The sequence below is a fragment of the Kitasatospora sp. NPDC001547 genome, from assembly GCF_042894165.1.
Lineage (GTDB): Bacteria > Actinomycetota > Actinomycetes > Streptomycetales > Streptomycetaceae > Kitasatospora.
Window position 1 is genome coordinate 13,775 of the sequence record NZ_JBIAVL010000036.1, and the last position, 12,496, is coordinate 26,270.

12 protein-coding genes are annotated in these 12,496 nt (G+C 75.1%); 1 reads left to right on the top strand and 11 read right to left on the bottom strand.

All coding sequences use genetic code 11. From position 1 onward, the window contains the following. Positions 1 to 83: 83 nt before the first annotated feature. From ACFY0X_RS35100 to ACFY0X_RS35110, 3 genes are all read right to left on the bottom strand, one after another. Positions 84 to 695 carry a hypothetical protein gene (locus ACFY0X_RS35100; protein WP_387760576.1) on the bottom strand — a complete coding sequence of 204 codons (612 nt, stop codon included), beginning with the start codon at positions 693 to 695 and terminating at the stop codon, positions 84 to 86. 157 nt (positions 696 to 852) lie between these two features. Beyond that, complete coding sequence (locus ACFY0X_RS35105; RefSeq protein WP_387760577.1) at positions 853 to 1,617, bottom strand: VOC family protein; 765 nt, start codon at positions 1,615 to 1,617, stop codon at positions 853 to 855. A gap of 162 nt (positions 1,618 to 1,779) precedes the next feature. Then, entirely contained in the window at positions 1,780 to 2,421 is a 642-nt protein-coding gene (locus ACFY0X_RS35110) for an alpha-ketoglutarate-dependent dioxygenase AlkB (RefSeq protein ID WP_387760578.1), read from the bottom strand. 206 nt (positions 2,422 to 2,627) lie between these two features. On the opposite strand from ACFY0X_RS35110, the gene ACFY0X_RS35115 reads away from it, so the two are divergent. Beyond that, positions 2,628 to 3,146 carry a universal stress protein gene (locus tag ACFY0X_RS35115; protein ID WP_387760579.1) on the top strand — a complete coding sequence of 173 codons (519 nt, stop codon included), beginning with the start codon at positions 2,628 to 2,630 and terminating at the stop codon, positions 3,144 to 3,146. 7 nt (positions 3,147 to 3,153) lie between these two features. On the opposite strand, the gene ACFY0X_RS35120 is transcribed toward ACFY0X_RS35115, so the two are convergent. The 8 genes from ACFY0X_RS35120 to ACFY0X_RS35155 all read right to left on the bottom strand — a co-directional run bounded on the left by ACFY0X_RS35120 (position 3,154) and on the right by ACFY0X_RS35155 (position 12,481). After that, positions 3,154 to 4,773, bottom strand: a complete 1,620-nt coding sequence (locus ACFY0X_RS35120) for an amidohydrolase (protein WP_387760580.1) — start codon at positions 4,771 to 4,773, stop codon at positions 3,154 to 3,156. Then, on the bottom strand, positions 4,770 to 5,612 hold the full coding sequence (locus ACFY0X_RS35125; protein ID WP_387760581.1) for a PaaX family transcriptional regulator C-terminal domain-containing protein: 843 nt from the start codon (positions 5,610 to 5,612) through the stop codon (positions 4,770 to 4,772). Before ACFY0X_RS35125 ends, ACFY0X_RS35120 begins: the two co-directional genes overlap by 4 nt. Positions 5,613 to 5,847: 235 nt before the next feature. Then, complete coding sequence (locus tag ACFY0X_RS35130) at positions 5,848 to 6,600, bottom strand: Asp/Glu racemase (protein WP_387760582.1); 753 nt, start codon at positions 6,598 to 6,600, stop codon at positions 5,848 to 5,850. Positions 6,601 to 6,632: 32 nt separating this feature from the next. Next, positions 6,633 to 7,553 (bottom strand): fumarylacetoacetate hydrolase family protein, encoded by a 921-nt coding sequence (locus tag ACFY0X_RS35135; RefSeq protein ID WP_387760583.1) that lies wholly within the window; start codon positions 7,551 to 7,553, stop codon positions 6,633 to 6,635. 17 nt (positions 7,554 to 7,570) lie between these two features. Next, on the bottom strand, positions 7,571 to 8,749 hold the full coding sequence (locus tag ACFY0X_RS35140) for a cupin domain-containing protein (protein ID WP_387760584.1): 1,179 nt from the start codon (positions 8,747 to 8,749) through the stop codon (positions 7,571 to 7,573). Continuing rightward, positions 8,746 to 9,726 (bottom strand): carbon-nitrogen hydrolase family protein, encoded by a 981-nt coding sequence (locus ACFY0X_RS35145; protein ID WP_387760585.1) that lies wholly within the window; start codon positions 9,724 to 9,726, stop codon positions 8,746 to 8,748. The genes ACFY0X_RS35140 and ACFY0X_RS35145 overlap by 4 nt, the downstream gene beginning before the upstream one ends. Further along, positions 9,726 to 12,101, bottom strand: a complete 2,376-nt coding sequence (locus ACFY0X_RS35150) for an FAD-dependent monooxygenase (RefSeq protein ID WP_387760586.1) — start codon at positions 12,099 to 12,101, stop codon at positions 9,726 to 9,728. Before ACFY0X_RS35150 ends, ACFY0X_RS35145 begins: the two co-directional genes overlap by 1 nt. After that, on the bottom strand, positions 12,098 to 12,481 hold the full coding sequence (locus ACFY0X_RS35155) for an acyl-CoA thioesterase (protein ID WP_387760612.1): 384 nt from the start codon (positions 12,479 to 12,481) through the stop codon (positions 12,098 to 12,100). Before ACFY0X_RS35155 ends, ACFY0X_RS35150 begins: the two co-directional genes overlap by 4 nt. Positions 12,482 to 12,496 lie beyond the last annotated feature (15 nt).

Genomic DNA, 12,496 nt, shown 5'->3' on the forward strand with positions numbered 1-12,496 from the left:
CGCCCGGGAGTCCCGCTGCCGGGCCGGGACTCCCGGGACCGTCCTGGGCCGCCCGGCCCCGGGCGGCCCAGGACCAGGGTGGCTCAGGAGACGAAGCCGACGACGTCGCCGCCCTGCCGGCTCCGGGCGAGCCGGAGCCAGCCGACGACCTCGGCGACGGCCTCGGCCACCTCGCGCTCCGGCGCCGGGGGACGACCCTCGCGCTCGGCCCGTTCGAACTGCGCCAGGGCCCGCCGGCAGTCCTCGGCCGACCAGGTGGCGCAGGACGGCACGTCGCAGTGGGGCAGTTCGGCGGGGAGGCCGCCGCCGTACTGGAAGTCCGCGACCGAGACCGCGGTGATCCCGTACGCCTTCAGGCCGTCGTCGACGACCTCCAGCCAGGTGCCCCGGAACGGGCCGAAGGAGTCGACCTCCAGCGGTTGCCCGACCAGCCAGCACAGCCGCCGGTAGGCGTAGCCGTACTGGAAGGCGTGGCCCTCGTCCCCGGAGAAGGGGCCGCCGTGCACCACGGCGCGCAGCGCCGCCAGGGCGGTCGGAGCGCCCTGCGCGATCTCGTCGGCGAAGTGCTCGTCGGACCGGTCCAGGGACGGGCCGAAGTACGCGAGGGCCTCGTCGACCGCCCCGTCGTTGCCGCTGCCGACGCGGCGCCGGAGCTCCGCGGGGTCGACCAGGTACGCGCGCAGGAAGGAACTCATGCCAGCACGGTAGCGGTCGCAACGGACAGCCGGACGGGCGGGGCCGATCGCCCCGTGCGGTGCCGGTGCGGGGCGAACGGACTTTCCGGGCAAGCAAATTGACTGACCGGAAGGGGTGGCCGCGCCCGGCACGCGGGCGTGCGGGAGCGGTCCGGGTTCAGGCCGCCGCCGCGGCGTCCCGGGCCGGGACGGCGACCAGCACGAACTCCGCGCCGGCGTCGTCCCGGACCAGCGCGGTACGGCCGAACGGCGCCGGCGCCGGCCCGGTGACGACGGTGCCGCCGAGGGCGCGCAGCCGGTCGGCCGTGCGGTCGGTGTCCTCGGTCGCGAAGTGGACCAGCCAGCGCGCGCCCGTACCCGTGGCCGGGTCGGCGGGGCCGATGCTGCACGCGGGCAGTCCGGCCACCCGGGCGAGGGCGTGGCCCGCCCGCGGCCGGTCGTAGCCGTAGCCGAAGACCCGGTGGTAGAACGCCCGCGCGGCGTCCGGGTCGGGGGAGAGGTGTTCGTTCCAGGCGAGCACGCCCGGCTCGTCGACCAGGCCGGCGCCGTCGATGGTGCCGGCCTGCCAGAGCCCGAAGCGGGCGCCGAGCGGGTCCACGGCGAGGGCGGCGCGGCCCTGCTCGGGCACCTCGTACGGCTCCCGGGCGAGGCGGCCGCCGGCGGCCCGGACGGCGGTGAGGGTGCGAGCCGGGTCGGGGCAGGCGAGGAAGGTGGTCCAGGCGGCGGGCGGGTCGGTCGGCCGGGCCCGTACGACGCCCGCGACCTGGGCGCCGTACCGGGTGGCCACCGCCTCGGCGGGGCCGGTCGGGACGAACTCCCAGTCGAACAGCGCACCGTAGAAGGCCTGCGCCCGTGCGGTGTCCGGCGTCGTGAGCACGACCCAGCACGGGACTCCGGCGTGGTAGACGCCCGGCTTCGGCATGCGGCCTCCTGACGGGCCCGGTGGCCGGTGCCCGGCGGTCGGTTCCGGGCGGTCGATGCCCGGCGTTCGGGTCCGGATGTTCGGTGCCCGGTGGCTGTGGGGTTCGTGCCACCGGCCCACTCGCCAGCCTCCGTGCCCGGCGGGTGCGCGGCAAGCCGGGGGTCAGGACACCCCGTGCGGCCGGAACTGGATGCTGATCCGCGGGCCCACCGGGCGGGCCGTCTTGGGGATCGCGTGCTCCCAGGTGCGCTGGCAGGAGCCGCCCATCACCACCAGGTCCCCGTGGCCGAGCGGGTGGCGGACGACCGTCGCGCCGCCGGACCGGGGCCGCAGCGCGAGGGTGCGCGGCTCGCCGACGGAGAGGATCGCCACCATGGTGTCCTCGCGGGCGCCGCGCCCGATCCGGTCGCCGTGCCAGGCCACGCTGTCCCGGCCGTCCCGGTAGTAGCAGAGGCCGAGGGTACGGAACGGCTCGCCCAGTTCCTGGGCGTAGTGCCGGCTCAGCGCGGCCCGGGCCAGGCCCAGCACCGGGTGCGGCGGCTCGGCCTGCGCCGGGTAGGAGGCCAGCAGGCGCGGGACGTCGACCGTCCGCTCGTACATCTCGCGGCGCTCGGCCCGCCAGGGCACGGTGGCGGCCAGCTGTTCGAACAACTCGTCCGCCCCGTGTAGCCAGCCCGGGAGCACGTCCAGCCAGGCGCCGTCGCCGAGCGGCTGCCGCCGCAGGCCGTCGAGCGGGCCGAGGCGGATGCCGACGCGGTCCGCGTCGTCGAACAGCGAGGGCTGGAGGTGGACGGTGCCGTGCATGGGACCAGCCTACGCCTTCGTTCGAACACCTGCTCGAACAAGGGGTGGCCGACGTCGAAGGTCGCCCGGCGGTGGGGCCGGGGCATGGATATGCCGGGCGATGCAAGGCCGCATTCAGTGAATGCCTTCGATTTGCAGGCCTAATGGGGATAGTGGCAACCTAATCGCAGACATCAAAGAGCTTTGGCATCGGAAAGTGAAGGATCATGTCGGACGGCGCCCGCGTCATCGTCGGAGTCAGCGGATCACTGCACAGCCTGACCGCCCTGCACCGGGCGGCCGAGGAGGCCCGGGTCCGGCAGGCCGTCCTGGTCCCGGTGCTCGCCTGGACGCCGGTCGGCGGCGAGCGCAACTACCGCGCCCGGCCGTGCCCGCCGCTGCTGCGCGCCTGGCAGGAACTCGCCGAGGCGCGGATGGAGCGCGCGCTGGAGCAGGCCTTCGGCGGCCTGCCGATCGGCGTGGCGGTGCGGCCGCTGGTCGTCCGCGGCGAGGCGGCGGCGGTGCTGACCGGGCTCGCCGACCGCCCCGGCGACCTGCTGGTGGTCAGCACCGGGGAGCAGGGCGGTGTCCGCGCCAGGGTGCGCGGGCTGGCGCGCCGCTCGGTCACCCGGCACTGCCTGAACCGGGCCCGCTGCGGGGTGCTCGTCGTCCCGCCGTCCACCCTGCACGAGGACCTGCGCGCGCTGCACCGCGGCATCGACCTGCGGGAGCTCGCCACGGCCTGACGGGCCGTCACATGCGGTGCACCATGCGCCCGTCGACCACCGTCAGGGTGGGCCGCAGCTCGCGCAGCGCGTCCACCGGGCAGTCCAGCGGATCGACCGGCCACAGTGTGAGGTCGGCGAACGTCCCCGGCCGCAGGCTGCCGCGCAGCGCGCTCTCGCCGGTCAGCCGGGCCGCGTTCACGGTGTGCAGCGCGACCGCCTCGGCCCGGCCGATCGCGTGCTCCGGCCCGACCACCCCGGCCGTGGTGCCCCGGGTGGTCATGCCCCACACCGACACCATCGCGCCGTACGGGCCGACCGGGAAGTCCGAGCCGCCGGTGATCAGCGCGCCCTCGTCCAGCCACTCGCGCAGCGGGAAGAGCGCGGCGGTGCGCTCCTCGCCCCAGGCCCGCTGCTGGGTGAGCGCGCCGTCGTGCAGCAGCGGGTGCTGGACCGTCACCGGGATGCCGAGCGCGATCGCCCGGGCCCGCTGCCCCGGGCGGGCCAGGCCGCCGTGCTCGACCACCAGCGTGCCGGGCGGCAGGCCCGGGCGGCGCTTCAGCACCTGCTCGAAGACGTCCAGCAGCACTCGCAGCCCGCGGTCGCCCCAGGCGTGCACCCCGACCCGCCAGCCGCGCTCCACCACCCGGTCCACCGCCGCGAGCAGCTCGACCGGCTCCCAGAGCAACCGGCCGTGGTAGCAGGGCTGCCCCTGGTACGGCTCCTCCACCGCGGCCGCCTCGAAGCCGCCGTCGATGCCGAACTTGACGCCCCAGAGCCGCAGCCGGTCGTCGTCCCGGCCGGCGGCGCGCCAGTCGTCCATCCGGTCCAGCAGCGCGTCCACCTGCTCCGGCGTGCGGGCGGCGAAGCCGGAGACCAGCGCCCGGACCCGGACGGCCAGGGCGCCCTCGGCCCGGGCGGCGTCCAGCACGTCGAGGTCCTCGACCGGGACCAGGCAGTCGCGGACCGTGCCGATCCCGCAGGCGGCGTAGTCGGCGGAGGCGGCGCGCAGGCCCTCGATCCGCTCGGCGAGGGTGGGGCGCGGCAGCACCCGTTCGACCGGCTCGACCGCCCGGTTGATCAGTCGGCCGGTCAACCGCCCGTGCTCGTCGCGCTCGATCACACCGCCGGGCGGCGCCTCGGTGGACTCGGTGATCCCGGCGAGTCGCAGGGCGGCCGAGTTGAGCACCATGTTGTACGCGCCGCGGCGCACCAGCACCGGGTGCTCGGCGGTAGCCGCGTCCAACTCCGCGGTGGTGGGCATCCGTTGCTCGGCCAGCAGCACCTCCTGCCAGTTGACCGTGGTGCGGATCCACTCCCCGGCGGGGGTGGCGGCGGCGCGCTCGCGGATCAGGCCGAGGAACCCGGCGAGGTCGCGGGCCCGGTGGACCGGCACGCCGTGGACGCTGTGCCCGGCCAGGATCAGATGGGTGTGGGTGTCGTCGAAGGCGGGCAGCACGGTCGAGCCCGCGGCGTCCACCACCTCGGTGGCCGGGCCGATCAGGGCGTCCAGCCCGTCGGGCGCGGCGGAGAGGGCGGTGATCCGGCCACCGGTGACGGCGACCGCCCGGCGGGGCGGCTCGCCGGGCACCAGGGTGTGCACGGCGGCGGCGCGGATCAGCAGGTCGGCGGGGGCGGTGGCGGTCATCGCGGCTCCTCGGGGTGGGGCAGCCCGGTGACCTTCTCGACGTACCGAAGGCTGGGCTCGGCGAGCAGTCCGTGCAACTCGGTGAACACCGCGCGGGCGGGCACCGCGTTCCAGTCGGCGGGCAGCAGCTGGGCGGGCAGCCCGGGGTCCAGGTACGGCAGCCGGCGCCACTGGGTGAGCATCGGCACGTAGTCGCGGAACGCCTCGGCGGGGTCCACCGGCGACCGTCCGCGCAGTTCCTCGGCGGCCGGGCGCCAGGTGTCGGCGAACGCCGCGTACTGTGCCTCGATCGCCGGGAGGTCCCACCAACTCGCCACCGCCGCAGGGGGATCGGCGAAGCCGGCGTACTCGGCGGAGAGGAACAGGTGGACGTAGGCGCTCAGCCCGAGCCGGTCCAGCAGCCGACGGGCGTCCGGAAGCAGCCGGGCGGGTGCCAGCCAGACCCCGGGGGCGGCGTTGCCGAAGCCCAGCCAGCTCAGCCGGGAGCGCAGCTGGTGGCGGTGGGCGCGGGCGGACTCGGGCACCGAGAAGACCGCCACCACCCAGCCGTCGTCGAGTGCGGCGGGCTCCAGGCTGTGGAAGATCCGCCGGTCGCCCTCCTCGAACACCGGCTCCATCGCGGGGGCCAGCCGGTAGCCGGTCCCCGCGCGGCGCTCCTGGAGCAGGGTGCCGGCCTTCTTCAGCCGGGACGTCGCCGAGCGGACGGCCGGGCCGTCGACGTCCAGCTCGGCCAGCAGGGCGATCAGGTCGGCGATGGATATCCAGCCGCCGAGGCGGCGGACGAACTCGCCGTAGACGGTGTGGATCAGGGAGCTCGGCCGCGTTGTGCTGTCGGACATGCGGGCCCTCCTCCCCGGCGACTGGTGGCGATCATAACGAGAGTGCCGGTCCGGGGGACGCGGATTCCCGCGTTCCCGAGGCGCCCACGGGTCAGGGCCCGACGCGGGGGGCGGGCCGCGCCACGCGTCTGGCAGGCGGCCACGCACAGGGCGGACCGCTACGCACAGGGCAAGCGGCAGCGTGCGGCGCAGACTGCAGCGCGCGCAGGGCGGGCCGCTCCGCGCAGGCGCGCCGCTACGCGTAGGCCCCGGAGAGCAGGTGCCCGGCCCCGGGCGCGAAGGCGGGCAGCCCGAGGGCCCGCAGGAGCTGGTGCGTGGTGCAGACGGCGGCCGAGACCACCGGCTTGCCCAGCTGCTGCTCGGCCTCCTCGACCGCGGACAGCGAGGGCAGCTGCACACAGGCCGACAGCACCACCGCGTCGGCCTCGGTGTACGCGAGGCCGCGGGCGATCGCGGGCAGCCGGGCCGGGTCGTGGGCGGCGACCTCCAGGTTGTCGGCGATCTCCAAGGCGGCGTGGTCGAGCACCTCGATGCCCTCCGCGGCGAGGTACTCGACCACCGTCCGCGCCAGCGGCCGCAGGTACGGGGTGACCATGGCGACCTTCGCCGCCCCGAGCTCGTGCAGCCCGGCGACCAGGGCGCCGGCGCTGGTGACGACGGGCGCCGGGGCGCCGTTGCGGACGGTGCGCAGGTGCAGTCGCCGTTCGGCCTCGCGGTGGTAGCCGGGGCCGGTGGCCATCACCGCAACCAGGCAGGCGTAGCCGATCACGTCCATCCGGGCGTCCGAGAGCTCGGTGGCGCAGCGGTCGGACTCCCCGTCCATGGAGCGCAGTTGCTCGGGGGTGACCCTGGTCATCCGCATCCGGCTGGAGTGGAAGGTGAACCGCTCGGGGGCGACCGCCTCGCGGGCCCGCAGCAGGGCGGGGACCTCGGTCTCCATGGTGACGTTGGAGCTCGGGACGATCTGGCCGATCCGGTAGGTGGTCATCGGGTGGACGGTCCTTTCCGGTCCGGGACGGGTCAGCGGGCGTCGATCACCGGGTTGGCGAGCGTGCCGATCCGCTCGACGGTGGCCTCGACCACGTCGCCTGGCTGGAGGAACTGCGGGGGCACCATCCCGGCGCCGACGCCCGAGGGGGAGCCGGTGGCGATCACGTCGCCCGGTTCCAGGGTGACGCCGGAGGAGATGTCGGCGATCAGCCGGGCGACGCCGAACAGCATGTGGCGGGTGTTGGAGTCCTGCCGGAGCTCGCCGTTGACCTTCAGCGAGAGGTCGAGCCGCTGCGGGTCGGGGATCTCGTCGGCGGTCACCACGACCGGGCCGAACGGCGCGTAGCTGTCCTGGCCCTTGGAGAAGAACCACTGGCCGGAGCGCCGCTGGTCGCGGGCGCTGATGTCGTTGACGATGCTGTAGCCGAACACGTACCGCAGCGCGTCCGCCTCGGCCACCCGGAAGGCCGGTGCGCCGATCACCACGGCGAGTTCGCACTCCCAGTCGAGCTGCTTGGTGAGGTCGGCGTTGTGCAGGATGGGGCCGCCCGGGCCGGTGACGGCGGTCGAGGGCTTGTCGAACAGCACCGGCCGGTCGGGCAGTTCGCGGTCGGTGTCCAGGGTGCGGTGCGACTCCGCCACGTGCTCAACGTAGTTGAGGCCGACGCCGACGATCTTGCCGGGGCGCAGCGGTGCGCACAGCGCGACCTCGGTGAGCGGCCTGGTGGGCGGGTCCCCGGCGAGCAGCTCCCGGGCGGTGGCCAGGGCCGGTTCCCCGGCGCGGATCAACCCGAGGAGGTCGGGGGGCAGTTGGGCACCGGCGGCGGTGGCGAGGGCGGTCAGGTCGGCGACCCGGTCGCCGTCCAGCCGGGCGCCGAGGCGCGGGGTGCCGGCGTGGCCGGTGCCGTCGGCGTGCCCGGCGTCGTGGGTGCGGAAGGTCAACAGGTGCATGGCGGTGGGGCTCCTGGTCAGGCGGTGGTGGTGGGCTGCTGCCCGTCCGGGTGGGCCTCCTCGCGGTGGAGGCCGAGCGCGTGCATCACCGGGAAGTCGTTGAAGGAGAACAGGCAGGCGTCCTCGCCCTGGTCGAGGTTCGCGTGCTCGTGCCACGCCCAGGACGGGACGACGAAGATGTCGCCCTGCTGCCAGGCGAAGCGCTGTCCGGCGACCACCGAGACTCCCCGGCCCTTGGCCGCGGTGTACACCACCGAGCCGGTGTGCCGGTGGGCGCGGGTGGCCTGGCCCGGGCGGAGCAGCTGGAGGTGGGCGGACATGGTCGGCATCACCGGGCCGCCGGTGACCGGGTTGGTGTACTCCATGATCACGCCGTCGTACGGCGATCCCCCGGTGGCGCGGGCGAGTTCGCGCAGCGCGTGGTAGCTGGGCTCCCAGGGCCAGCCGAACAGCGGCGAGTAGGGCCTGCTCCACTTCTCGGCGCCGTACGGCAGCAGGTTGCCGCCGTAGCTGAGCAGCGAGGAGTTGATGACCGGCCCCGGCCGCTGGTACAGCTCGGGGTGGACCTCGTAGAAGTTGGCGTCGAGGGTGTTGACCAGCGGGATGTCCAGGCCGTCCTGCCAGATCACCGGGGCGTCGTCGGCCTCGTTGCCGTGCTCGTGCCAGGTGTTGTTCGGGGTGATCGCGAAGTCGCGCGGGCCGACCCTCAGCTTCTGCCCGTCCACGATGGTCCAGGCGCCGGTGCCCTCGTGGACGAAGCGCAGCGCGGAGGCCTGGTGGCGGTGCGCGGTCATCGCCTCGCCGGGGCCCATGATCTGCAGGCCGGTGTACAACAGGCCGACGGCGGCGCTCAGTTCGCGGCGGCCGGGGTTGACCAGCATCACCACCCGGCGCCCGGCGTCGTCGGCCTTCACCAGCGGCAGCGCCTTGCGCACCAGCGGGCGGAGGTCGGCGTAGCGCCAGAGCACCGGGACGGACTTCGGCTGGGGGTACCAGGGCTCGATCTCGTTCGCGACCGTCCACAGGGCGCCGGCCTCGTGCGCGGCCAACTCCTTGTAGTAGGCGAGCAGTTCGGGGCTGTCGGTGACCCGGGCCCGGCCGATCCGGTCGTCGTCGAAGGATTCGTGGTCGTCGGAGCCGTCGCGGTGGTCGCGGTGGTCGTCGTGGCGGTCGGGGGCGGGTTCGGGGCTGGTCATGCCTCCTCCTCGGGGAACACCAGCGGCCGCAGCGGGCGCTTGTCCACGTGCAGCCGGAAGACGTCGAAGCGGTTGTAGTGGCCGACGATGTCGTGCATCTGCCGGGGCCGGACGCAGTGGCCGAGGTCGATCTCGGCGTAGACGATGCCCTCCTCGTCCACCAGCGGTTCGGTGACGGGGCGGCCGTCCGGGCCGAAGATCCCGGACAGGGCGCTGTGCGGGCGGGCGAGCTGCTTGCGGACCTGCGGGTCGTCGCCGGCGATCAGGTCCACCATCTCGGGCGAGACGGTGGAGCAGGACACGACGGAGAACACCTTGCCCTCGAAGCAGTGCGCGGCGGTGCGCAGCGCGATCGAGTCAGCCATGTCGTAGTCCTCGGGGCCCACCGGCAGCGCGATGTAGCAGGCGGCGTGGACCAGTTCGCCCTGGGCCAGCAGGGTGAAGCGGGCCAGCGGGTTGGTGTTCTCGCCGCAGGCCAGCGCGCCGAGCGGGCCGACGGCGGTGGGGTGCACCGTGAGGGTGGCGCCGTCGCCCTGCGCCCAGGTCAGCTTCTCCGCCCAGGTCGGCATCAACTTGCGGTGCGCGCTGAGCAGTTCGCCGTCCGCGTCGATGACCAGCACGGTGTTGTACAGCGGCCCGAGGCCTGGCCGGCCGCGTTCGTTGATCCCGATCACCAGCACCACGCCGGCCTGCCGGGCGGCGGCCCGCAGGGTGTCGACGTACGGGCCGGGGACGTCCACGGCGGCCCGGTACAGGCGCTCGTACCAGGGCGAGCCCTGCACCGGGTTCATCGTCCAGTTCCAGTACGGGTAGCCGGGCACGAAGACCTCGGGGAAGACGACCAGTTCGGCGCCGTGCCCGGCCGCCTCCTGGATCAGCGCGACGGCCTTGTCGACGGTGGCGGCGGGGTCCAGGTAGACCGGGGCGGCCTGGACGGCGGCGGCGGTGAAACGGGGCAGGTGGGGCACGGTTCTCATCACTCCTCGGGGGTGTCGCCGGGGCGGGGTGGTGACCAGCGGCGGTGGACGGGCGCGGGCGGCTCGCGCAGCAGGTGCAGGCGCGGGGCGACCCGGTCGGCACTCGGACCCGGTGGCCTGCGGCTGCCCGCCCGCCAGGGCTCGGGCCATCGGGCGCCGGGCCCGGTGTAGCCCCGCTCGGCGGCGGCGTGCAGCGTCCAGAGCGGGTCGTACAGCTGGGCGCGGCCGACCGCGACCAGGTCGGCCCGCCCGGCCAGCAGCACGGAGTCGGCGTCGTCGGAACTCGAGATCGCGCCGACCGCGACGGTCGGCAGCCCGGTGGCGGCGCGGACCAGCTCGGCGAAGGGCGTCTGGTAGCCGCGCCCGTACGGCGGCCGCTGGTGAGCCACCACCTCGCCGGTGGAGACGTCCAGCGCGTCCGCCCCGGCGCCGGCCAGCGCGCGGCAGATCGCCACGGCCTCCTCCTCGGTGGTGCCCCCGGGCGCCCAGTCGCTCGCCGAGATCCGCACCAGCAGCGGCCGGCCGGTCGGCCAGACGGCGCGCACCGCCGTCAGCACCTCCAGCGGCAGCCGCAGCCGGTGGGCGAGCGGGCCGCCGTACCCGTCGGTGCGGCGGTTGGTGAGCGGGGAGAGGAAGGAGGAGAGCAGATGGCCGTGGCCGAACTGGAGCTCCAGCACGTCGAAGCCGGCCCGGGCGGCCCGTTCGGCGGCGGCCGCGAAGTCCGCGGTGACGGCGGCCAGTTGGATGTCGTTCGCCTCGTGCGGCAGTGCGCTGTCGGCGTCCCAGGGGATGGCCGAGGGAGCGAGCAGCGGCCAGCCCTCGGCGAGCGGGCGCCCGACGCCGTCCGGCCCGGGGGCGGCGGTCGCGCCCCGGCGGCCGGCGTGGGTCAGCTGGATGCCGAGCGGGGTGTCGCTCACCGCCCGGACAGCGTCCACGAGTTGACGCCAGGCGGCCTCCTGGGGGTCGGTCCACAGGCCCGGGCACCGGTCGGTGGCCCGGCCTTCGGGGCCGACCGCGGTCATCCCGGCGATCACCAGCCCCGCGCCGCCGAGCGCGTGCGCGGTCAACTGGGCCCGGTCGAAGCCGCTGGGCAGCGTGTCGGGGGAGGTGAAGGTGGCGAGCGGGGGCACCACGACGCGGTTGCGCAGCTCCAGCGCGCCCAGCTTCAGCGGCCGGAACATCGGCGGTACCCCGGGCGAGCCGCCGAAGGCGGTGTCCACGGCGTCCACGAAGGCGGGGTCGCGGGCCCGCAGGTTGCCGTAGGTGACCCGCCGGCTGCGGGTGAGCAGGTTGAAGGCGAACTGGTCGACGCCCTGCCCGGTGCGCCGACCGATCGTCTCGAACCACTCCAGGCTGGCCTGCGCGGCGCGCTGGGTGGACTCCACCACCGGGCGGCGCTCGGCCTCGTAGGCGGCTAACGCCTCGTCCAGTGACGGCTGTTCGCTCAGCGCGGCGGCCAGGGCGAGGGCGTCCTCCAGGGCGAGCTTGGTGCCCGATCCGATCGAGAAGTGCGCGGAGTGCGCGGCGTCGCCGAGCAGGACCACGTTGCGGTGGCGCCAGCCGGCGTTCCGCACCGTGGTGAAGCGGATCCAGCGCGAGGCGTTGGGGATCAGCCGGTGGCCGTCCAGGTGCCCGGCCAGCAGTTCCGCGCAGCGCCGCACGCTCGCCAGGTCGCTCTCGCCGCGCGCCGACTCCCGTGCGGCCAGGGCCTCGAAGCCCGCACGCCGCCAGGCGTCCGCGGCCGCCTCGACGATGAAGGTCGAGCGGGTGGCGCTGTACGGGTAGGCGTGCACCTGGAGGACGCCGAAGTCGTACCGCTCGACGATGAAGGTGAAGGCCTCGAAGACCTTGTCGGTGGCGAGCCACATGTAGCGGCAGTGGCGCTCGTCCAGGTCCGGGCGGAAGCTCTCCGGGTAAGCGGCCCGGGTGCCGGAGCGGATGCCGTCGGCGGCCACCACCAGGTCGTACCCGGCGGCCAGCCGGTCGACCGGCGGGGCCGGGGTGCGGTAGCGCACCTCCACCGCCAGTTCGGCGCAGCGCTCTCGCAGGACGGCGCGCAGCCGGTTGCGGTCCAGGGCGGCGAAGCCGTGGCCGCCGCTGGTGCGGACCTCGCCCGCGTAGCGGACGTCGATGTCGCTCCAGCGGGCGAACTCGGCGCTGATCGCGGCGAACACCCGCGGGTCGGCCCGGGCGATGCCGTCCAGGGTCTCGTCGGAGAAGACCACGCCGAAGCCGGTCTCGTCCTCCGGGGCGTCCCGTTCGAAGACGGTGATCTCCCGGTCGGGCGCCAACTGCTTGGCCAGGGCGGCGAAGTAGAGCCCGCCGGGACCGGCGCCGATCACCGCGATCCGGGCGGTGTCCGGTGCCGGGCTCATGCCAGCACCTCGGGCCGCTGCGGCCCCGACTCCGCCAGCGTGCGGCGGACCTGCGCGGGCCACGGCTCGCTGCCCCCTTCGTGCGGCGCGGAGTGCACCACCGACATCCGCCCGCTCGCGGCCAGCCCGTGCGGTCCGTGCACCTCGAAGGCGTAGTGCAGCGAGGAGCCGCCGACCCGGACCACCCGCAGCTCGGTGCGGACCAGGTCGCCGAACCAGAGCCGCTCGCGGTAGTCGGCCTCGAAGTGCACCCGGGGGATCCGCCCGAACAGGTCGGCCAGCCCGAGGCGGTGCAGCAGCGCCGCCTCCGCCGCCTCGGCCCAGCGCTGGACGGCGGAGAAGTGGTAGTGCCCGGCGGCGTCGGTGTCGGACCACTCCACCCGGCGCTCGACCGC